The organism is Bacillus sp. CPT56D-587-MTF (genome assembly GCF_058792335.1).
In genome coordinates this window covers 1-21,613 of sequence record NZ_JBYTEF010000004.1, presented here as the reverse complement: position 1 = coordinate 21,613, position 21,613 = coordinate 1, and the positions used below count along the sequence as shown (strand labels likewise).

Here is a 21,613-nt window from a genome sequence, read left to right as displayed (position 1 = left end):
AAATATCTATACATGGAAATATTTTTAAGTATAATTATTAAAGGGAACATTGGTTTTAAAAAAATTCAGAACAGGAAGACTAGTTTTATTTAATCATCAAAGAAGGGGATTGACTTTGAAATGATAAAAGAACCACAGCAAAAAATCTCGCCAAATGCAATAAAGGTATGGAGAATAGGTGATGCAATTACTTATACTACTACACTTTGTATATTAGGAATTCTTTTATTTTTACAGAATTATTATGCTTGGAAAGCCTGGGTAGGTATCATTTGTTATATTATAATCGCCTTACTTGTTATTTCTTCCATATTTGAATTATCCATAATACCTATATATCGACAAAGAACATGGCGTTATGAAATTGATGAAAATTATATTCAATTAAAACATGGAGGACTATTCATGAGAACTCATTTAATAATACCAATGGCGAAAGTACAGTATGTAAATACGAATCAGGGACCAATATTAAGAAAGTTTGGCTTATCAACGATGCAAATAGGTACAATGGCTTCAGAGCATGAAATACCTGCTATCTCTGAAAAAAAGGCAACAGAATTAAGAGAGAAAATTGCATATTTAGCTGGAATCAATGAAGTAAATGAGTAAAATAAGGGGGCTATAATACAATGAAACAAGAAGTATCGTATGAACAAATAGCTCAGCGAATGCATCCGTTATGGATGCTATTTTCCATGTTTAAATCTATAAAAGAACTTATTCTATGGATTATTTTTTTTGCTATTTTTATAAGTTCAAATTCTAATCCGACTTTTAAGACTTTAGGTGTAATAGCAGTGGTAGTTTATTTAATTTATAATTTTGTTTCAATATTTCTTGAGTGGAAACATTTTAAGTATGTATTTACAGATAAAGGGATGTACATTTATGAGGGACGGTTTATTAAAGAAAATCGTTTTATTCCATTAGAGCGTATCCATGGTGTTAGTCAGAATACACATTTCTTTCATCGATTATTTTGGTTGACATCTCTCTTACTGGAAACTGGTTCGAATGAAAAAAAATCTTCTATTAAACTTGAAATGATAACTTATGAGGAATCTATACGGATACAGGAGCATTTAGGACATATTGGTTGTAGTCCAAAAAAAGAAAATGAACTAAAGATACAGAAGATCGAATTAATAAAATCCAAAGATTTTTCAAGAAACAAACACTATAAAATGGCACCTAAAGAAATTTGGGTTAAATCATTTATGTCACTTAAATTACTTTTACTGATTCCGTTAATTCAAGAAGTTTATTCTAATATAAATGATTTCATTTCTATAGATGGCTATATAAATGAAATCACCTCATTTTTTGAGAAATCATGGATTCTAATGGGGTTTGGAATTTTTATTCTTTTAATAATGTCATTGGCCTACGGGCTATTTAAAACGTATATTCAATATGGAAATTTTGAAGTTTCTTCTGATCAACATCGAATTTTTATTAGAACCGGTGTATTTAATGAGACTGAATTTTCAATTCCAAAGGAGAAAATCCAAGCTATTAACATTAATACAAATATATTAAAGAGATGGTTTGGCTTAGTACAAGTTAATATTATAAGCATTACTGATATGGAAGAAAAGGAACTGAGAACTGTAAAAACCCTTTTTCCACTTATAGATAAAAATAGAGCTTTATCACTAATTCCTGAGATTTTACCCACATTTAAAATCGATAAAAGAATGATTAGTATCCCGAAATATACTATTTTTATAAAGATGTTACGGATAAGTTACATTTGGATTATAGGTACAATAGTTACTTATTATTTGTGGTCAGAGCTTTGGTATATCCCGATAATATTATTCGTACTGACAAATACATCACAAATATTGAGTGGCTTTTACAGTGGTTACAAGCTTAATGAAGAACTCATTCAACTACAACGAGGAGGATTTTCAACAAATTTATTTATAACAAATCGAAAAAATATTGAAGAATTGAAAATATCAGAGTCTGGGTTGCAGCGTCTATTTGGTCTTGTTACGCTTCAATCTTCAACTCGTGCTAAACCAGTTAAGAAAACAAAAATCCTAGATATACCAACAGATGTAGCTAGACAATGCTACTTTTGGTATGGAAATAATATGCAATATCTAAAAAAGAAAGTTAGCACACAAGAAATGAAATAACCTGAAATTTTTGAATGTATCAAATGTAAAATTCGGATTATATACAAAAGGAGAACAACCTCTATGTTTACAAATGTAGATACAAAAAAATGGATTAGTGTTGGAGTTGTTGCGTTAATTGTTATTGTAGCAGCAGTCAATATTTTTGTAATGCAAGGGAAGAAGAAGGGGGCATCAACATCTGCTGATGTTGTAAGTTTTGAGAAGGTAACGGAGCGAAATCTGAATAATACGAAGTTAATTTCTGGTCAGGTGAAACCTGGGAATATTGAAAGTTTTTATGCGGATCCGGCCAAAGGGAAAGTGAAAGATATTGAGGTAAAAGAAGGACAAGAGGTAGAGAAAGGCGCGAAGTTATTCTCTTATGATAATGAAGAGATTAATCTTCAAATGAAGCAAGCTGAGCTTGATCAGAAGATGGCAGATATGCGTTATGATCAAGGGAAAAAGAAGATCGATTCGCTGAAGAAAGAAATTAAGAAAGCGAAAGATAGCGGAGCTGGGAAAGAAGTAACAGATCCGATGGAAGAGCAAGTAAGTGAGTTAGAGATAGCACAAAAGACAACTGATCTTGAGAAAGAAAAAGGAAAGTTGCAGAAAAAAGAGTTAAATAAAAAGCAGAAAGAGCTTACTATTTATAGTAATTTTGCTGGTGTTATTCAAAAGTTAGATAAAGATGCAGCGCAAAGTTCATCTCAAGCGTTAGGTGGGCAAGGGAAAGCCTTCTTACAAGTGGCATCTAAAGATCCGTTCCAAATTCAAGGGACGTTAACTGAGCTTCAAAAGTCACAAATTCAAAAGGATCAAACATTTACTGTTACTGCGAAAGCATATAATAAGAAGAAGTGGACAGGTAAGATTACAGAAGTAAGTGAATTCCCAACGAGTGCAGAGATGGCGCAAGCAGGCGGTATAGGTGAAGCGACGCAAAATATGTCTCAATATACATATAAAGCAAGCCTTGATAGTCAAGATGGTTTATCTCCAGGTTATCACGTTTCTCTGCAAGTAAATTTAGAGAATAAGAAGATGATTGCTGTTCCGACTAAGAGCATTGTAGAAAAAGACGATGATGCATTTGTTTATGTTGAAGAAAAAGGAAAGCTTCGTAAACAAAATGTGAAAAAAGGTTCTACTGATGGAGACTGGACAGAGGTTGTAGAAGGCGTAACAGTGGGGCAAAAGGTGGTTAAAAATCCTTCCGACGATATGTATGACGGAATGGAAGTGAAAGAGAAATGATTACGTTAAATCATATTGCTAAAACGTATTATCAAGGAAAATTGGCAGTGCCGATTTTGCACGGTATTAGTTTAACGATTCAGAGCGGCGAGTTCGTTTCGATTATGGGACCGTCTGGTTCTGGTAAATCAACGCTTATGAATATTATCGGTTGTTTAGATCGTCCAACAGAAGGCGAATATATGCTGAATGATGTGAATATCTTAACAGCAGACGAGTCAAAGCTTGCTTTAATTCGTAATGAATATATCGGTTTTGTGTTTCAGCATTTTAACTTGCTTCCGCGTCTTTCGGCAGTTGAAAATGTTGAACTCCCGCTCGTATATGGTGGCATAAAGAAAGCAGAGCGTCGCAAGCGTGTTTTAGAGGCGTTAGGTAAAGTCGGATTAGCAGACCGCGTGCATCATTTACCGAACGAATTGTCAGGTGGACAGAAGCAGCGTGTCGCAATTGCAAGAGCGATTGCGAATAATCCAACGTTCATTCTGGCTGATGAGCCGACTGGTGCGCTTGATACGAAGTCTGGTGAGCAAGTTATGGATATTTTTACGAAGATTAATGCAGAAGGTACAACAATTGTTATGGTTACGCACGAAGAGGAAGTAGCAGATTATTCATCTCGGCGCATTGTACTGCGAGATGGAAAAATTACAGAAGATAGAAGGTGTGCAGTATGAGTTTACTAGATAGTATAAAAATTGCCCTATCTTCTATTATGGCTCATAAACTACGATCTGCATTGACGATGCTTGGTATTATTATCGGCGTTGGTTCTATTATTACTGTCGTTGCGATTGGACAGGGTGGGGAAGCTACATTAAAATCAGTATTTGCTGGTAAGGGGAATAATGTTGTTCCTATTCATTACACTCCAGATGTTAATAATCTATTTGAAACAGAACAACCTAAGCTAACTGAGGAAGACATTTATGAGGTGCAAAATATTCCAGAAGTGGCACATATTCTTACAACAAATTCTAGTATGGAAACTCTGGATATTGAAGATAAAAAAGAAATGGTAACTATTACAGGATTAGATAACCAATATTTTAATGTTAATCAAGTAAAAGTATTAAAAGGTCGCTCATTACAAGAGTCTGATATTACCCAAGGAAATAATGTGGTCATGATTAGCACAGGAATGAAAAAGAAAGTATTCAAAAAGCAAAATCCTGTTGGTAAAATCATTGGAATTAGGGGCCAACCAATACAAATCATTGGTGTATATAAATCAGATAATGATTTTATGGGAATGGAAGCTTCAGAAGCGCTAATTCCAATTACACTATGGCCAACCTTATATGGAAAAGAGGAAATTCAAGAAATGTCCGTGCAAGCAAAAAATGTCGATAATTTAGAAATAGCAGGAAAAAAAGCGGCTGAGGTATTAAATAACCGCAAACCAAGCGAGTTTACAGGAAAATATGAAGTAACAAATTTAAAAGAAATTCAAGATGGGATTTCTCAAATGACAAATATTATGACTATGATTATTGGTGGTATTGCTGGTATTTCCTTAGTGGTTGGTGGAATTGGTGTTATGAATATTATGCTTGTATCAGTAACAGAGCGCACACGTGAAATAGGAGTACGTAAAGCACTTGGGGCAACACGCAGTAAAATATTACTACAATTCTTAATTGAATCCGTTATGGTAACGCTTATTGGCGGATTAATTGGAATTGCCCTTGGTTACTCGGGAGCTTATATTGTGTCTATCTTTGCGAAATGGCCACCACTTGTTTCATGGGAAGTTGTCGTAGGTGGGGTATTGTTCTCTATGACACTTGGTATTATTTTTGGGTTAATTCCTGCAAATAAAGCTGCGAAATTGGATCCAATTGAAGCACTTCGATATGAATAGGTTGCATGTATAATAATGCGGCGCGAACTGTTTAATAGAGGATATTATGTAAATACAAGGAGGCTATAAAATGGAGTTAAATATTGAAAATAAAGAACTTACTGGTGAAAAACCATCATTATTTGGAGTGATAACATCTCCAAGTATGCAATTTGAAAGAATAAAAAATAGTAACGCTATTTTGAAAAGTTTTTGGCTATTAGCAACTTTAACTGGTATTGTATACCTAATTAATACATATGCATATATTATGTCTCCAGAAGGTAAAAAAGTAAATGCAGAGTTAGGTTTAGATATTCCTTTAGTTTGGCAATTAGGGAGTGGATTTTTTACAGGCGCTATTGGTTTTATAATAGGGGCTTTTATTACTACAGCTATTTATAAAGTGTTTATGATGTTTATGAACAACGATACACCTTTTAAAAAATTATTAGCAATTTCAGTATATGGAAGTGTTATTACCACACTTGGTTTATTTACAAATGGTCTTTTGGCTATTATTATTGGAGAAACAGGAGAAGAAATGTATACTGGGCTAGGTCCTTTACTAACTTCATTTAATGACGTTTTACATGGTGCTATGAAATCATTTGAAGTCTTTACAATATGGTCTTTAGTTATATCTGCATTAGGATTACATATTACAGCAGGATTAAGCAAAAAACAGGCAACGGTAGTTGCAATCATCTTCTTTATTTTCTCAGTAGCTTTTGGAGCATTTGGTGGTATGATGCCAAAGTTTTAAGTTGAATTGCTATTAAAATAGCATGGATAAGCATAAAGTAATATTATATAAATTGTAAAAAAACATCTCTATTTCATTCACCGGTTAAAAGTGAATGAAATAGAGATGTTTTCATATATTATTTATTTAATGCTTTTAAATTATCTATATATAATGCAGACTGGAGACTTATAAGAATCGTCTCTTCATTAAAATTTAAGTTTTTCATGTTATTTATAAAATTATCAATTAACTCTTTTATCATTTGGTTAAGAAGTTTTTTAATCTTATCTTCCTTAGTGGTTACATATCTTCCCATTCCTCTACGCGTTATAATAATCTCGTCTTTTTCTAGCTCTTGAAATGCATGTTGGATCGTATTTTGATTGACTTGTAATGTAGTAGCTAATTCGCGTACAGTAGGAATTTTGCTGCCTGTTGACCAGCGTCTAGATATAATTTCCATTTTTATGTACTCTACTATCTGTATGTACACTGGTATATTAGGTGAAAAATCATTTCTCATTTTTTTACCCCCAGAATTAATTCGTTAATTATATAATATAATAATTTTAAGAAAAAAGAGAAAAAATTAGGGTTTTGTTGCAAAGTTTTTGAAAGTAAGCTAAACTTTTGCAAAATAGGCTTAGTCACAGGGTTCTTGCTGTAGACCGCAAAGTAGCTATTCGTATATATCAAAGTGAAGCCAATTTCGGCTTTTTTTATTGTTTGTTTTTCCCTAAACTAAAAGTATAGATAGCTATTCTATATAAAGGGAGAGACAGGCATGAAGAAGAATTGGACAGAAGATGAACTACTAGAACATTTTATTTTGGTTGACATCGAGCGCAAACTTATTGGTAATAAGACGGGTGCCAGTCGTCTTGGTTTTACTGTTCTATTGAAGTATTTTCAGCATGAAGCTAGATTCCCAATAAAGAAAAGTGATGTTCCAAAAGCAGTGATTGAATATATCGCAAAACAACTTAACCTCTCTTCAAATTTATTTGATGAGTATCGTTGGGGATCAGAAGAAAGAAACTATACTTACCATAGAAAACAAATTCGAGATTTTTTTCAGTTTAAAGAGTTTACTCATACAGAAGGAGAGCGGCTGGAACCATGGTTAAAAGAACAAATTGCCTTTACTCATGATACCGATTACTTAATAAATCAAGTGTATTATCTCTTTCGTAAGTGGAAAGTAGAACCTCCTTCTATTGGGCTTAGTGACAGGGTAGCTGCTCTAGTCCGCAGGACTTTTCCCAGTAATAGTAAAACAGGGTGTTCTTGAAGGTTATGTTCTCTCTCAATTATACTATTTATTAAATAAACGTAATGAGATGAGGGGAAATATTGAAAAAAAGTTGGACTGAAGAAGAATTATTAGAGAACTATATGCTGTTACCAAATGAACGTCATTTAGTATTGAGTAAAAAAACAAACGTCAATCGGCTGGGATTTGCTGTCTTACTAAAATATTTTCAAAAGGAAGCTCGTTTTCCAAGCGAAAAACAAGATATCTCGAAAGATATTGTTCAACATTTAGCACATCAAATAGATGCGTTACCTGAAGATTTTTTTGAACATTATAGATGGGGCGGAAAAGAAAGAAGTTATACAGATCATCGAAAAATCATTCGTGATTTCTTGGGTTTCAGAGAGATCACTTCAAAAGATAATCTCCAATTGATACAATGGCTAAAAGAACAAGTACAACTTACACATGATATGGAAGATTTATCTGATCAAGCTTATCATTTATTTCGCAAATGGAAAGTAGAACCACCTTCTAAAGGTAGTTTAAAACGAATGATTCATTCCGCTATTGATACGTATGAGAAAGATTTATATTATACAATTTCCGAACATTTATCCGCTGAAACTTGTTGTCGATTAGATGCATTATTAGATGTGCAATCAAATGAGGATTTAGAAATTGTAGACATCATGTATGAAAAAACAAATTCAAATCAGTTATCTTTTCTATATCTTTTATCGTCTGCATGTAAACCGAGTGTAAATACTATGGAAACAGAATTAAAAAAACTGTTAGCCATCCAACAATTAGAAATTCCTCCTAGACTATTTCAGCATTTACCTCCAAAGTTAGAAAAGAAATATCGTTTCCGCGCAGCAACAGAAACTGTAACGGAATTACGTGCACATCCGTCCTACATTCGTTATACATTATTAGCTATCCTTTTTTCACACCAATATGGGAAAGTCATTGATTCTTTAGCAGATTTATTAGATGAAATTACACTTAAAATCAAAAATAGAGCTAAAAATACAACTCGGAAAGAAGCCATTGCAGAATTGGAACGGGTAAAAGGAAAAAATAAACATATTATAAACTTATTAAAAGCAACTGTAGAACATCCCGAAGGGATTATTCAAGATACCTTATTTGGGGTACGGCAACATCGCCATCAAGCTAAGAAAAAGAAGATACCTAACTCTATTTCCTTGTTCATACAACAGAACTTATATTTCTTTCCACTGTTACAAGCACATGGATTATATATATTCATTGGACGTGTGCGTCCTTTAATTGCTTTTTTCAAATCAGTTAAATCTTCATTTAATTCTAAACTAATCATGTAATAAAAATCATATTCATCACAAATCGTTGCTATTTTTTCTGCTTGTGCTCTTGTTCTTACTTTGATCATAATCGGATTATTCTCTGAACCTAATGGATACATAAGCATTCGCCTCTTTTCTTTTTATCTCTATTTTATAAAATATAAAGTAAATCGGAGGCGAATCGATGAAAAAATTATCAAATTTTAAAGAATTTCGGTAACTACTCAGCCACCTTTCGGTGTCTTTTTTAAATTTTACTAGTTTCATATGCCTCCCATTTGTAAATACTGAGTATATCAAACAGGGGAGGTGAATCTTATGGTCGATCGAAAAATTATTTTAGATACATATAAAAAAGGACCTGAAGCTGTTATTTCTTTATTTGAAGAAACATTTTCTAAGTTAGAAAAACGTATACAAGAACTAGAAAATGCTTCAAAAAAAAACTCCAAAAATAGTCATAAGCCACCTTCTACAGATGGTTTGGGTAAGCCCGTTACAAAAAGTTTGCGCAAACCGTCTCATCGTCAAACGGGTGGCCAGTTGGGCCACAAGGGACATACTCTTGGTTTGACAGCGACTCCAGATCATACGATTACACATTCTCCTACATATTGTACTTGTTGTCATACTTCCTTGAACCACGAGCCTGTAAAAGGGTATCGCATTCGCCAAGTGTATGACTTACCACCTATTCAGATCGAAGTGACAGAACATAAAGTAGAACAGAAAGAATGCCCACATTGCCATTCTATCCAAGAAGCCCAATTTCCTTCGACAGTATCTCGTCCTGTTCAATATGGTCCAAATATAAAAAGACTGATTCCCTATTTAACGCATTATCAATGCATTTCTTTGAAGCGAACAAAAGAATTCTTTCAGGATTGTTTTGGACATTCTATAAGCGAAGGAACCCTGGTAAATCATACACAGGCTTTCGCTTCTCAATTGCAGCCATTCATAAAAGAAGTAAAGGAAAAGATTCTGCAGTCTCCTGTTGTCCATTTTGATGAAACTGGTATGCGTGTAGAAAACAAAACACAATGGTTACATACTGCCAGTACACCGGAGGTGACATTGCAACATATTCATCAAAAACGTGGAAAAGAAGCAATGGATGCTGGAGAAATCTTGCCATCTTTTTCTGGAATTGCGATGCATGATGGTTGGAAATCGTATGATGCGTATACAGATTGTCGTCACGTTTTATGTAATGCCCATCTCTTACGAGATTTACAAGGAATTATAGATAGTACTGGAGAACAATGGGCACAACAGATGCAGAAATTTCTAACGCAAGCGTTGACGATGAAAAAGCAATCCGAAGGTACCATGCCAAAAGCGACGCAAAAGAATCTGTTTATTATGTATCAATCCATATTGAAAGAACAACAGATTCTTTCCACGAAACAAAAGAAGAAAGGAAAGCAGACGCCTTCTCAAAATTTATGGAATCGCTTCGTCAAGTATTCTGACAGAATTCTAGCGTTTTTAGAACATCCAGCCATTCCATTTGATAACAATCAAGCAGAACGGGATATTCGGATGACGAAAGTAAAACAGAAAGTGTCTGGGACTTTCCGAAGTAAGAAAGGCGCAGAATCTTTTTGTCAGATACGAAGCTTTATGAGTACCATGAAAAAACAAAAACAATCGGTCTTACAAGCGATAAACCAAGTCATAGAAACTAGAACGGTTCCTTGGAATAACACGACTTCATAAGAGAATTTCTCTATTTGGCATAGATTCTTTCTCTGATTGGAGTATTTTCTTTTCATGTTTTCGAATCGGAAACATGTATTTGGCCTGTTTTTTTATTTGAAGAAGCTGAGTAGTTACTATTTTTGTTCACACGCACTGGAAAATGGTTTTGATGTACATGAAGTGGCACATATAGCCGGTCATTCTAATATACACACTACATTACTGTATACAAACCCATCTCGAACAAGAATGTTAGATAAATTGAACCTACTTTGAAACAGTAGGTTTTTTCTATTTTATGTAAATCATCTGACGGACTAGAGCATGAACCGTCTCACTACCCCTAGAAGCCATGCATATGATAAAAAAAGAACAGGTTGATTTACGGAATCAGTCTGTTCAAAATCAAAAAGAATTTATTCATCAATTATTTGGATTAACAGCGTAAAGAATGATTCCAATAGGAATCCTCATTATTTCTTGGGAACGTATCCTTTCTTTGCACCAGAATCGAAATTTGTAAAAAGAAAACGCAAATTTTCAGGGGCAGATTTAGCTACCATTTGTATTTGGATTAGCCAAAGGGTGGCCAGTGATTCTTTAGTCCGATTATGTAGTAGGCTTCATGCAGTTACAGGTACTGTACTTAGCCCGGAGGGCTTAAATAAACGATTTAATGAAAAATCAGTGTTATTTTTAAAACATATCTTTTCTTTGTTATTACAACAAAAAATCTGTGAACAGACTCACATTTCTAATCAACTTCTTGCTCATTTTCAACGCATTCGCATCATGGATGCCACCATGTTTCAGGTACCTAATACGTTGGAGCATATATACCCTGGTTCAGGTGGATGTGCGCAAACAGCTGGAATCAAAATTCAATTAGAATATGATTTACATAGTGGACAATTTCTTAATTTTCAAGTGGGGCCTGGAAAAAATAATGATAAAACATTCGGCACAGAATGTTTAGATACGTTACGACCAGGCGATTTATGTATTCGTGATTTAGGGTATTTTTCATTAGAGGATTTAGATCAAATGGATCAACGGGGAACATATTTTATTTCACGCTTAAAGTTAAATTCAAATGTATATATCAAAAATCCTAATCCTACATTTTTTCATAATGGTGCACTCAAAAAACAGACAGAATATGTAAAAATCAACTTGCAAATGATGATGGAGCGCTTGTTACCTGGTGAAACTTATGAAGTAGGTAATGTTTATGTAGGAGATCAAAAAGTTTTGTTTGCCCGACTCGTTCTGTATCGTCTAACAGAAAAACAATTACGAGAACGACGAAAAAAACAAATGGAAAGTGAAAAGAAAAAAGGAAAACCATATTCGAAAAAAAGTAAAATATTATCTGGGTTGAATGTATATGTAACTAACACTCCGTGGGAGTGGGTTTCGATGAAGCAAGTCCATGAACTATACTCTTTACGTTGGCAGATAGAAATAGTTTTTAAAACGTGGAAATCATTGTTTCATATAGATCATTGTCGCACGGTTAAACAAGAACGAATAGAGTGCCATTTATACGGGAAACTGATTGCTATTTTCTTATGTTCTTCTACCATGTTTAAAATGCGCCAACTTTTGTTACAGAAGAAGCAAAAAGAATTAAGTGAATATAAAGCGATTGGAATGATTCAAGATCACCTATTTCTCCTCTATCAAGCCATACAAAACACCCAAGAGATAACAAAGCTTCTGGTTCACCTGTTCCACCTTCTAGAGAAAAACGGGCGGAAATCTCACAGATATGAGAAGAAAACTGTCTTTGATATCATGGGTGTCCATTATGAGTATAATATAGCTAGGGAACAAAAGAAAGCTGCATAATTTTAAAAATAAAACTCGTTAGAGTTTATTTAGTATGCGGATTTTTAAGAACAATCAATCTGTTGAACAGTTTATAACCCTTTTGAAGGGAATTTCAGTTTATTTGTTCTCTTAAGTTGATGGGCATGTATCGTGAGGCCTATTTCACTGTTTTGTACCATAACCGAGGGAAGCATGTAATGACATTTTTTGAATAAAATAAAGCCCTCTTTTTCAAAAAATCCTATGTTCATGTCATCAAAATATAAAATATGACCTTTCCCTAAAGTTATTTTTATGTTTGTTAGAACCTTCCGGATTCGTTATCTTTAGTAAGTCAATGAAAAGTAACTTTGGGAGGAATCATTTTATGAAATTAAACAAAATCATGTATGGAACACTATTATCTACCACACTATTAAGTAGTCAATATGTGATGACTACGCCAACATATGCTGCTGAAAATACAGGTGTGGTCTGGGAAGATAAAAACAAAAATGGGAAGATGGATGAAGGGGAATCCGGAATTGGCAATATTAAAATGGATTTATTTACGATTAATGGATCTTTAATGAAAAGCTCTACAACGGATTCACAAGGGAAGTATTCTTTTGGTGATGTGGCCGATGGGAAGTACTATGCGAAAGTAAACGTTCCACAAAATTATCGCTTTTTTGGAACCAGTCCTTATTTTGGTAGTGATGGATTAACGAAATACATAACTGTAACTCAAAATAATTTAAAAAATTTAAATGCAGGGTTGGTGAAAAGTGAAACACCACCTCAAGTAGAGCATGGTTTATTAGGAGAATACTATACAGGGGTATTTTTTAATAATAAAGTAATGGAACGTGTAGACAAAAATATTACTATTAGCGATTTACCCGACGCATTAGGAAAAGTCCCAGAAAATTTTTCAATTCGCTGGACTGGAAAAATTAAAGCGCCTCAAACAGGGGAATATAAAATTATTACCAATTCTGATGATGGTGTACGTGTCTATATTAATGATGAAGCTGTAATTGATGATTACAATGTAATGTCAAAAACAAAACATACTAGCCGATCTATTTCTTTAAATAAAGATGAATTATATAATATTAAAATAGAGTACTTCAATGGACCTGGTGCAAGTATAATGGAATTATTATGGTCTATTAATAATGGACCTGAACAACAAATTTCAAGTGATAGTTTATACTCTAAGTAATTTGAAAACACGAAGGTTCCTATAAACCGGCATCCTTGAGTGAATCGGTAATAATATGAAAACTAAACATGGAAAATGATTTATATATACATGATATAAGGATCTGGTGCAAAAAATATAATATTTGTGCAATGAAACTTTAAACCTTGGACATACTGATAGTATTACTCTACAAAAGGTGTGTGATCAGTATGAAAAGGGACACTTTGTTTAAATGGAAGCATTATCAACTGGATATCATTGTATTAACTGTACGTTGGTACCTACGGCACAATCTAAGTTTTCGAGACCTGGTGGAAATGAAGAACGAGGATTATCCCTAGCTCATACAACGATTATGCGCTGGGTCCATCAATACGGACCGGAACTGGATAAACGTATCCGACGTCATCTTAAACAAATGATTCATATCGAGCAGATGAATCATATATAAAAGTAAAAGGGCAATGAAGGTATTTATACCGTGCGGTTGATTCTGAGGGAAATACGATTGATTTTTATTTAAGTCGTAAACGAGATGCGAAGGCTGCCAAGCGTTTTCTAAAGAAAGCCTTGGCTTCTTTGTCATGCCACAAAGCCTCGTTCGATAACTGCTGATGGAGATAAGGCCTACCCTGTTGCGATACGTGAACTAAAGGAAGAGAAATGTATACCACTTCGTGTGAAAAAATATTTAAACCATATCATTGAGCAAGATCATCGATTTATCAAAAAACGGATTCGGAATATGTTTGGATTGAAATCCTTGCAAACAGCTACAAAAATGATTGCTGGAATAGAAGCTATGCATATGATCAAAAAAGGACAAACCCCCCAAGGGGGGAGGTCTGTCCAAAAGCAAATGTATTTTATCAATTAAATCTTTGGTTTAACAGCATAAAGTTCCATTCCGCTAGGAATCTTTTTCTTTTTTTCATATCTCACTGTATTTGCACCAGAATCATTTTCATGTACTAACCAAGAATGAGAATTTTGAATATGCCGTTTATAATCTTCAACTGTAATTTCTCGTTTACCTTGTTCCAAAAGATACGTTCCAAACACTTCAAGTTCTATGTCACTTTTTTTCAAACTTAACCTCTTTTTTTATTATATTCAGTCTTATTTTAACAAAAAGTGTCACAGAATAATAGTTCTGTGACACTTTTTGTTAGTGCATCTTTTCAAGAGGATATGGCATGGCAATATCTAAAATTAAGTTGTTACTTTGAATGATTAAATCATTTAGACGTTTGAGCTAAAAGTGAAACCACTTTAATAGTCATGATAATTTTCTGAATATTTAAAAATGTCCGTTTTACTTGGAGATGCTGGTTCTACCCCTCATACGTATCAATAGCGGAATGAATCATTCGTTTTAAACTACCTTTAGAAGGTGGTTCTACTTTCCATTTGCGATAAGCTTGATCAGATAAATCTTCCATATCATGTGTAAGTTGTACTTGTTCTTTTAGCCATTGTATCAATTGGAGATTATCTTTTGAAGTGATCTCTCTGAAACCAAAGAGATCACGAATGATTTTTCGATGATCTGTATAACTTCTTTCTTTTCCGCCCCATCTATAATGTTCAAAAAAATCTTCAGGTAACGCATGTATTTGATGTGCTAAATGTTGAACAATATCTTTCGAGATATCTTGTTTTTCGCTTGGAAAACGAGCTTCCTTTTGAAAATATTTTAGTAAGACAGCAAATCCCAGCCGATTGGCGTTTGTTTTTTTACTCAATACTAAATGACGTTCATTTGGTAACAGCATATAGTTCTCTAATAATTCTTCTTCAGTCCAACTTTTTTTCAATATTTCCCCTCATCTCATTACGTTTATTTAATAAATAGTATAATTGAGAGAGAGCATAGCCTTCAAGAACACCCTGTTTTACTATTACTGGAAAAAATCCTGCGGACTAGAGCAGCTACCCTGTCACTACAGCCTGATAGTACTGTGGCGACACCTCAATATTACCTTTGTAAAAGCCCATTATGAGGGAGGCAATATACAGTTTCCCCTTTAGGTTCTGGTGCAAAGAAAGGATACGTTCCCAAGAAATAATGAGGATTCCTATTGGAATTATTCTTTACGCTGTTAATCCAAATAATTGATGAATAAATTCTTGTAACTACTCAGCTTCTTCAAATAAAAAAACAGGCCAAATACATGTTTCCGATTCGAAAACATGAAAAGAAAATACTCCAATCAGAGAAAGAATCTATGCCAAATAGAGAAATTCTCTTATGAAGTCGTGTTATTCCAAGGAACCGTTCTAGTTTCTATGACTTGGTTTATCGCTTGTAAGACCGATTGTTTTTGTTTTTTCATGGTACTCATAAAGCTTCGTATCTGACAAAAAGATTCTGCGCCTTTCTTACTTCGGAAAGTCCCAGACACTTTCTGTTTTACTTTCGTCATCCGAATATCCCGTTCTGCTTGATTGTTATCAAATGGAATGGCTGGATGTTCTAAAAACGCTAGAATTCTGTCAGAATACTTGACGAAGCGATTCCATAAATTTTGAGAAGGCGTCTGCTTTCCTTTCTTCTTTTGTTTCGTGGAAAGAATCTGTTGTTCTTTCAATATGGATTGATACATAATAAACAGATTCTTTTGCGTCGCTTTTGGCATGGTACCTTCGGATTGCTTTTTCATCGTCAACGCTTGCGTTAGAAATTTCTGCATCTGTTGTGCCCATTGTTCTCCAGTACTATCTATAATTCCTTGTAAATCTCGTAAGAGATGGGCATTACATAAAACGTGACGACAATCTGTATACGCATCATACGATTTCCAACCATCATGCATCGCAATTCCAGAAAAAGATGGCAAGATTTCTCCAGCATCCATTGCTTCTTTTCCACGTTTTTGATGAATATGTTGCAATGTCACCTCCGGTGTACTGGCAGTATGTAACCATTGTGTTTTGTTTTCTACACGCATACCAGTTTCATCAAAATGGACAACAGGAGACTGCAGAATCTTTTCCTTTACTTCTTTTATGAATGGCTGCAATTGAGAAGCGAAAGCCTGTGTATGATTTACCAGGGTTCCTTCGCTTATAGAATGTCCAAAACAATCCTGAAAGAATTCTTTTGTTCGCTTCAAAGAAATGCATTGATAATGCGTTAAATAGGGAATCAGTCTTTTTATATTTGGACCATATTGAACAGGACGAGATACTGTCGAAGGAAATTGGGCTTCTTGGATAGAATGGCAATGTGGGCATTCTTTCTGTTCTACTTTATGTTCTGTCACTTCGATCTGAATAGGTGGTAAGTCATACACTTGGCGAATGCGATACCCTTTTACAGGCTCGTGGTTCAAGGAAGTATGACAACAAGTACAATATGTAGGAGAATGTGTAATCGTATGATCTGGAGTCGCTGTCAAACCAAGAGTATGTCCCTTGTGGCCCAACTGGCCACCCGTTTGACGATGAGACGGTTTGCGCAAACTTTTTGTAACGGGCTTACCCAAACCATCTGTAGAAGGTGGCTTATGACTATTTTTGGAGTTTTTTTTTGAAGCATTTTCTAGTTCTTGTATACGTTTTTCTAACTTAGAAAATGTTTCTTCAAATAAAGAAATAACAGCTTCAGGTCCTTTTTTATATGTATCTAAAATAATTTTTCGATCGACCATAAGATTCACCTCCCCTGTTTGATATACTCAGTATTTACAAATGGGAGGCATATGAAACTAGTAAAATTTAAAAAAGACACCGAAAGGTGGCTGAGTAGTTACAAATAATTTTTGATTTTGAACAGACTGATCCCGTAAATCAACCTGTTCTTTTTTTATCATATGCATGGCTTCTACTCCTGCAAGTATACATGTAGCGGTGCCAAAAGATTTAAATCCTAACATAGAGCGTACACGTTTTTTAATGAATCGATGGTCTTGCTCCACTACGTTATTTAGATATTTTATCTGCCGAATTTGAGTGCCTAACGGCACTTTTTTCTCGTTCTTTAATTTGGTGATAGCAACTGGATAAGCAGGATTTTTATCAATTGTAATTGTACGAGGTTTTGAGGCATGAAAAGATTGCAAAGCTTTCTTAAAGAATCGCTTTGCAGCCTTATGATTTCTAGTTTTACTAAGATTGAAGTCAATCGTATTTCCCTCAGAATCAACCGCACGGTATAAATACATCCATTGCCCTTTTACTTTTATATACGTTTCATCCACTCGCCATGAATCATTTGTTTGTTTAAGATGACATCGGATCCGTTTATCCAGTTCCGGTCCGTATTGATGGACCCAGCGCATAATCGTTGTATGTGCTAAGGATAATCCTCTTTCTTCCATCATTTCCACCAAATCTCGAAAACTTAGATTGTACCGTAGGTACCAACGTACAGTTAATAAAATTATATCTGGTTGGTAATGCTTCCATTTAAACAAATTGTCCTTTTTCATACTGATCACATCCCTTTTGCAGAGTAATCGTATCAGTATGTCCAAAATTAGAAGATTACTTGCAATTAACCTAATTTTTTTGCACCAGATTCCCCCTTTATACTTAAGTAAGTAGGTTACTAGTATCCTACTTTATCCATACATAGAAACGGAGGAGTTTATATTGCGAAAACGTTATAAAAAGTTAGCTACTATTATACCGCTTACAAGTATGTTAAGTATGTCAGCGATTGCGGTTACACCGGCCACATCTTTTGCAGCGGAAACACAAAAAGCTGATGTTTCATCATCACAGGAGGGATTGATTCAAGGTTACCAAATGGAAAATGGTAAGATGACTCCTGTGTATAAAAACAAACTTACTAAATTTGATACGGATGGTGATGTGGACCCAGGTCTTCCATTACTCCCAGAAAATCCATATAATCCAATTCCAGATCATGGAACGGCACAAGTAAACTAAAACGAGAAACAAACTATAAACTGCTTCCAGATGCTTCGGGTCTGCAGAATGATGCAGCTGCATTCGGTTATAATCAAACGTTAACTTCGGGTGTATCAACAACGAATATGTTTGGATTCGCAACAACAGCTGGATGGAAGATGGGGATAAAAGTGTCGGTTGTTCCTCTTGTTGCAGATGTTACTTCAGAGATTAGCGCCAGTTTAACAGCTAGTTTTCAGCATACTGTAAATGTTACAAAACAAACGAGTTCGCAAGTTAAATTTGATATATCAAGAGTAGATAACCCTGACTATAAGTATAATGATTATGCGGCGGCTGTATACAAAATACAGTCAGATTATACACTGTTACCTGGTAAAGGATTATCATCTATTGTGGGGTCGCAAGAACTACAATACGATAATGCTCCACGTATAGCTGGATTAGCAAATACAAATTACGCATATGAAGGCTCAAAATATTACTTCACAGTAACACCTGGATCACACAAGAAAAGTGTGTAATTAAAAAGCGCAGATTACGCAACCTGAGTTCTATATTTATATGGACTCAGGTTGTTTAATTTCTTTTGAAATCTTTGATGATTATAAAAAGGGTTTCTTTGCCCATCGCCTCGAGATGGGGGAATAGCAAGAAATTTAGTGATAAAACCCTTATAAATAAAGGATTTTAATTTCTTTTTATAATAAACATTTCAAAAACATATACAGTTTAATTGACATGCTTCAAATGTGGTTCTGGTGCAAATAAAGGATACATTCCCAAAAAATAATGAGGATTCCTACTGGAATCATTCTTTACGCTGTGAATCCAAATAATTGATGAATAAATTCTTTTTGATTGCGAACAGACTGATTCTGTAAATCCACCTGTTCTTTTTTTATCATGTGCATGGCTTCTACTCCCGCAAGCATACATGTAGCTGTGCCAAAAGATTTAAAACCTAACATAGAGCGTACACGTTTTTTAATGAAGCGATGGTCTTGCTCCACTACGTTATTTAGATATTTTATCTGCCGAATTTGAGTGCCTAACGGCACTTTTTTCTCGTTCTTTAATTTGGTGATAGCAACTGGATAAGCAGGATTTTTATCAATTGTAATTGTACGAGGTTTTGAGGCATGAAAAGATTGCAAAGCTTTCTTAAAGAATCGCTTTGCAGCCTTATGATTTCTAGTTTTACTAAGATTGAAGTCAATCGTATTTCCTTCAGAATCAACCGCACGGTATAAATACATTCATTGCCCCTTTACTTTTATATACGTTTCATCCACTCGCCATGAATCATTTGTTTGTTTCAAATGACATCGGATACGTTTATCCAGTTCCGGTCCGTATTGATGGACCCAGCGCATAATCGTTGTATGAGCTAAAGATAATCCTCTTTCTTCCATCATTTCCACCAAATCTCGAAAACTTAGATTGTACCGTAGGTACCAACGTACAGTTAATAAAATTATATCTGGTTGGTAATGCTTCCATTTAAACAAATTGTCCTTTTTCATACTGATCACATCCCTTTTGTAGAGTAATCGTATCAGTATGTCCCAAATTAGAAGATTACTTGCAATTAACCTAACTTTTTTGCACCAGAACCCAAAATTGTATACATCTCAAATTGAAAAGGGAATACCGTATCGTTCTCTTCGTAAAACAATTGCGATTAACTTATTAGATTTTTATCTGTTTCCAGATTATGAAGATCTGCATACAGTTGGTCAATTTTGGAGTCAACAACAAAAACAAGTATTACTTAATGATTTGGAGATTCACTTCATTGAGATTCCAAAGTTACTGCAGCAATGGAGGGAAGAAAAAATTAATCCGTGGGAAAATGAATTCGCTCGATGGCTGTTATTGCTACCAGCACATGAGGATGAGCATTTGACTCACACATTGGAGGATATTGCGATGAAACAAGATCCGATGTTACAAAAGGCCATGAACAAGTGGGAAGACATGAGTCAAAACAGTTCTTTCCGATTAGCTTATGAAGCCAGGGAAAAGGTATTATTTGATGAACAAGCGAAATTAGCACATGCTCGTGAGGAAGGAAAAGAGGAAGGAAAGATGCAGTTAATTCGTGGAATGCATAAAAATGGTGTATCCATAAAAGATATTGCAAAACTTACTGGATTACAAGAAACCGAAATACAACGATTCTTGGGGACGTAATTTTTTTATATAGCAATTTATTTTACCCTTACAAATATTGTTAAAGCTCTCTTTCTATAAGAGGGCTTTAATTTTATATAAGAAAACAAAGATTCATCAATTATACTCCTCATTTTTCTTCTGTGGCTCCAAAAGGAAAGAATCGTTGCCGTAACCTTATAGAGTTAAAGTATGTAAGTTTTACGTATTAAATGGAAATAACATTAGATATCGTAAAAAAATTAAAAGGAGAGAATACTCTTGAAGGATAATATTGCAAAACGTTGTATTTTATCTATTCAATATAATAAACTTGACGATTCTTTTTTTGCGTTTTCCATTACTGATGTTAAAAGTGATATATATAAAGACTGGAAAACAGAAATTACTTTGTCTGGAAATATTATCACTGAAAGATTAGTAGATGATTTTGAAAATCCCTTCTGGAATCCTGCAGAAGGGACCGTTTTTATTGGATTGAAAAAGCAGATGCTAAGTGTCAAGCTAATGCAAAGATATGACCAACATACTGAAGATGAATGCTTCTTAATCCCCGTTCAAGATTTTTCATATATTACTTCAATACTAAAAATACAATGGGGTATGTATTTAGTTAGAGTCTGTTTTTATAACAATCAAGGGGTTGTCATACATGCCAGAGAAATTAACACCAGCATTAGCAAAGATAACATCCAAGCGAGAGACATGTTGCATAAATTCTTCTTTGAAATTAATCCTGCTTTGAGTAAATGGAAAACCCTTTTAGGAGAAGGAGCGTATTGTAATGAAGGACAAATTTATATTGTATAGAGACCCAAAAGAACGTGGTTTTTTTGAAGAGAAAGAAGAATTCATGTATCCGCATTTGTTTATTGATGCCTGTGATATTAAAGATAATTTGCACATGAATTGTAACGCAGTATATGTATTGTTTGAATCAAAAGCTCATTACCCTAATACACCACTTTATATAGGTAAATCATCAAAAGTTCGTGATAGGATGCTTTATCATTTAAAAGGATATGAACCTACAACACGTTTTTATGCAAGAAGAGGACTAATAAATTTTGTACTAATTTATTTTGAGATAGGATCTTATACGTATGAATATACTAACTTAATTGAAAAACAATTGATAAGGGATTACAAGCCTTTGTTAAATACACAGTACATTAAATCCTTCCAGGAAAAAAGAATGAGAATGGAATAAGGGGATTTTTGCCCAACCCCTCCAAAAGGTATATTAGCTCGGTAGATTCCCTAAA

17 protein-coding genes and 8 pseudogenes are annotated in these 21,613 nt (G+C 34.3%); 18 read left to right on the top strand and 7 right to left on the bottom strand.

The window, feature by feature from the left end; genetic code table 11:
• Positions 1-120 precede the first annotated feature (120 nt).
• The 6 genes from AC3WVZ_RS32200 (at position 121) to yknW (ending at position 6,001) form a co-directional block, all read left to right on the top strand.
• Entirely contained in the window at positions 121-612 is a 492-nt protein-coding gene (locus tag AC3WVZ_RS32200; protein ID WP_233936991.1) for a PH domain-containing protein, read from the top strand.
• A 20-nt stretch (positions 613-632) separates the two neighbouring features.
• Positions 633-2,150 (top strand): PH domain-containing protein, encoded by a 1,518-nt coding sequence (locus tag AC3WVZ_RS32195; protein WP_233936990.1) that lies wholly within the window; start codon positions 633-635, stop codon positions 2,148-2,150.
• Positions 2,151-2,213: 63 nt separating this feature from the next.
• Positions 2,214-3,392: an efflux RND transporter periplasmic adaptor subunit gene (locus tag AC3WVZ_RS32190; RefSeq protein ID WP_233936989.1), complete on the top strand. Its 1,179-nt coding sequence runs from the start codon at positions 2,214-2,216 to the stop codon at positions 3,390-3,392.
• Complete coding sequence (locus AC3WVZ_RS32185) at positions 3,389-4,069, top strand: ABC transporter ATP-binding protein (RefSeq protein ID WP_233936987.1); 681 nt, start codon at positions 3,389-3,391, stop codon at positions 4,067-4,069. The genes AC3WVZ_RS32190 and AC3WVZ_RS32185 overlap by 4 nt, the downstream gene beginning before the upstream one ends.
• Positions 4,066-5,256 carry an ABC transporter permease gene (locus AC3WVZ_RS32180; protein WP_233936986.1) on the top strand — a complete coding sequence of 397 codons (1,191 nt, stop codon included), beginning with the start codon at positions 4,066-4,068 and terminating at the stop codon, positions 5,254-5,256. Before AC3WVZ_RS32185 ends, AC3WVZ_RS32180 begins: the two co-directional genes overlap by 4 nt.
• Positions 5,257-5,326: 70 nt before the next feature.
• Complete coding sequence (yknW, locus tag AC3WVZ_RS32175) at positions 5,327-6,001, top strand: YknW family membrane protein (protein ID WP_233936985.1); 675 nt, start codon at positions 5,327-5,329, stop codon at positions 5,999-6,001.
• A 118-nt stretch (positions 6,002-6,119) separates the two neighbouring features.
• Here yknW and AC3WVZ_RS32170 read toward each other — a convergent pair whose 3' ends face one another.
• On the bottom strand, positions 6,120-6,506 hold the full coding sequence (locus AC3WVZ_RS32170; RefSeq protein WP_233936983.1) for a GntR family transcriptional regulator: 387 nt from the start codon (positions 6,504-6,506) through the stop codon (positions 6,120-6,122).
• Between the two features lie 261 nt (positions 6,507-6,767).
• On the opposite strand from AC3WVZ_RS32170, the pseudogene AC3WVZ_RS32165 reads away from it, so the two are divergent.
• A pseudogene (locus AC3WVZ_RS32165) lies at positions 6,768-7,244 on the top strand (DUF4158 domain-containing protein); the annotation flags it as partial.
• Positions 7,245-7,336: 92 nt separating this feature from the next.
• Positions 7,337-8,398 (top strand): annotated as a pseudogene (locus AC3WVZ_RS32160) (DUF4158 domain-containing protein); the annotation flags it as partial.
• Between the two features lie 14 nt (positions 8,399-8,412).
• Here the strand turns inward: AC3WVZ_RS32160 and AC3WVZ_RS32155 are convergent.
• Positions 8,413-8,514: an SEC-C metal-binding domain-containing protein gene (locus AC3WVZ_RS32155; protein ID WP_233937012.1), complete on the bottom strand. Its 102-nt coding sequence runs from the start codon at positions 8,512-8,514 to the stop codon at positions 8,413-8,415.
• A gap of 373 nt (positions 8,515-8,887) precedes the next feature.
• On the opposite strand from AC3WVZ_RS32155, the gene tnpC (AC3WVZ_RS32150) reads away from it, so the two are divergent.
• From tnpC (AC3WVZ_RS32150) to AC3WVZ_RS32130, 5 genes and pseudogenes are all read left to right on the top strand, one after another.
• The gene (tnpC, locus tag AC3WVZ_RS32150) at positions 8,888-10,291 is read left to right on the top strand and encodes an IS66 family transposase (RefSeq protein ID WP_100910632.1); all 1,404 of its coding nucleotides are present in this window, start codon (positions 8,888-8,890) and stop codon (positions 10,289-10,291) included.
• Positions 10,292-10,616: 325 nt separating this feature from the next.
• Positions 10,617-10,721, top strand: a pseudogene (locus tag AC3WVZ_RS32145) (IS6 family transposase); the annotation flags it as partial.
• A gap of 53 nt (positions 10,722-10,774) precedes the next feature.
• Positions 10,775-12,124, top strand: a pseudogene (locus AC3WVZ_RS32140) (IS4 family transposase); the annotation flags it as partial.
• A 349-nt stretch (positions 12,125-12,473) separates the two neighbouring features.
• A complete protein-coding gene (locus AC3WVZ_RS32135) occupies positions 12,474-13,313 on the top strand; it encodes a PA14 domain-containing protein (protein WP_176116703.1) in 840 nt (279 codons plus the stop codon).
• 191 nt (positions 13,314-13,504) lie between these two features.
• Positions 13,505-14,172, top strand: a pseudogene (locus AC3WVZ_RS32130) (IS6 family transposase).
• Here AC3WVZ_RS32130 and AC3WVZ_RS32125 read toward each other — a convergent pair.
• From AC3WVZ_RS32125 to AC3WVZ_RS32110, 4 genes and pseudogenes are all read right to left on the bottom strand, one after another.
• Positions 14,169-14,384 (bottom strand): hypothetical protein, encoded by a 216-nt coding sequence (locus AC3WVZ_RS32125; RefSeq protein ID WP_139362556.1) that lies wholly within the window; start codon positions 14,382-14,384, stop codon positions 14,169-14,171. The pseudogene AC3WVZ_RS32130 and the gene AC3WVZ_RS32125 sit on opposite strands and share 4 nt — an antisense overlap.
• A gap of 251 nt (positions 14,385-14,635) precedes the next feature.
• Positions 14,636-15,112, bottom strand: a pseudogene (locus tag AC3WVZ_RS32120) (DUF4158 domain-containing protein); the annotation flags it as partial.
• A gap of 432 nt (positions 15,113-15,544) precedes the next feature.
• Entirely contained in the window at positions 15,545-16,948 is a 1,404-nt protein-coding gene (gene tnpC, locus AC3WVZ_RS32115; RefSeq protein WP_100910632.1) for an IS66 family transposase, read from the bottom strand.
• Positions 16,949-17,005: 57 nt separating this feature from the next.
• A complete protein-coding gene (locus AC3WVZ_RS32110; RefSeq protein WP_233936980.1) occupies positions 17,006-17,728 on the bottom strand; it encodes an IS6 family transposase in 723 nt (240 codons plus the stop codon).
• Positions 17,729-17,891: 163 nt separating this feature from the next.
• Between AC3WVZ_RS32110 and AC3WVZ_RS32105 the strand changes: the two genes are divergently transcribed.
• Positions 17,892-18,191, top strand: a complete 300-nt coding sequence (locus AC3WVZ_RS32105; RefSeq protein ID WP_233936979.1) for a hypothetical protein — start codon at positions 17,892-17,894, stop codon at positions 18,189-18,191.
• A 107-nt stretch (positions 18,192-18,298) separates the two neighbouring features.
• Positions 18,299-18,697 carry a hypothetical protein gene (locus AC3WVZ_RS32100; protein ID WP_233936978.1) on the top strand — a complete coding sequence of 133 codons (399 nt, stop codon included), beginning with the start codon at positions 18,299-18,301 and terminating at the stop codon, positions 18,695-18,697.
• 294 nt (positions 18,698-18,991) lie between these two features.
• Here AC3WVZ_RS32100 and AC3WVZ_RS32095 read toward each other — a convergent pair.
• Positions 18,992-19,699 (bottom strand): annotated as a pseudogene (locus AC3WVZ_RS32095) (IS6 family transposase).
• 88 nt (positions 19,700-19,787) lie between these two features.
• Between AC3WVZ_RS32095 and AC3WVZ_RS32090 the strand changes: the two are divergent.
• The 3 genes and pseudogenes from AC3WVZ_RS32090 to AC3WVZ_RS32080 form a co-directional block, all read left to right on the top strand.
• Positions 19,788-20,369 (top strand): annotated as a pseudogene (locus tag AC3WVZ_RS32090) (Rpn family recombination-promoting nuclease/putative transposase); the annotation flags it as partial.
• Positions 20,370-20,609: 240 nt separating this feature from the next.
• On the top strand, positions 20,610-21,158 hold the full coding sequence (locus AC3WVZ_RS32085) for a hypothetical protein (RefSeq protein ID WP_078187648.1): 549 nt from the start codon (positions 20,610-20,612) through the stop codon (positions 21,156-21,158).
• The gene (locus AC3WVZ_RS32080; protein ID WP_078187649.1) at positions 21,133-21,558 is read left to right on the top strand and encodes a GIY-YIG nuclease family protein; all 426 of its coding nucleotides are present in this window, start codon (positions 21,133-21,135) and stop codon (positions 21,556-21,558) included. The genes AC3WVZ_RS32085 and AC3WVZ_RS32080 overlap by 26 nt, the downstream gene beginning before the upstream one ends.
• The last annotated feature ends 55 nt before the right edge of the window (positions 21,559-21,613 follow it).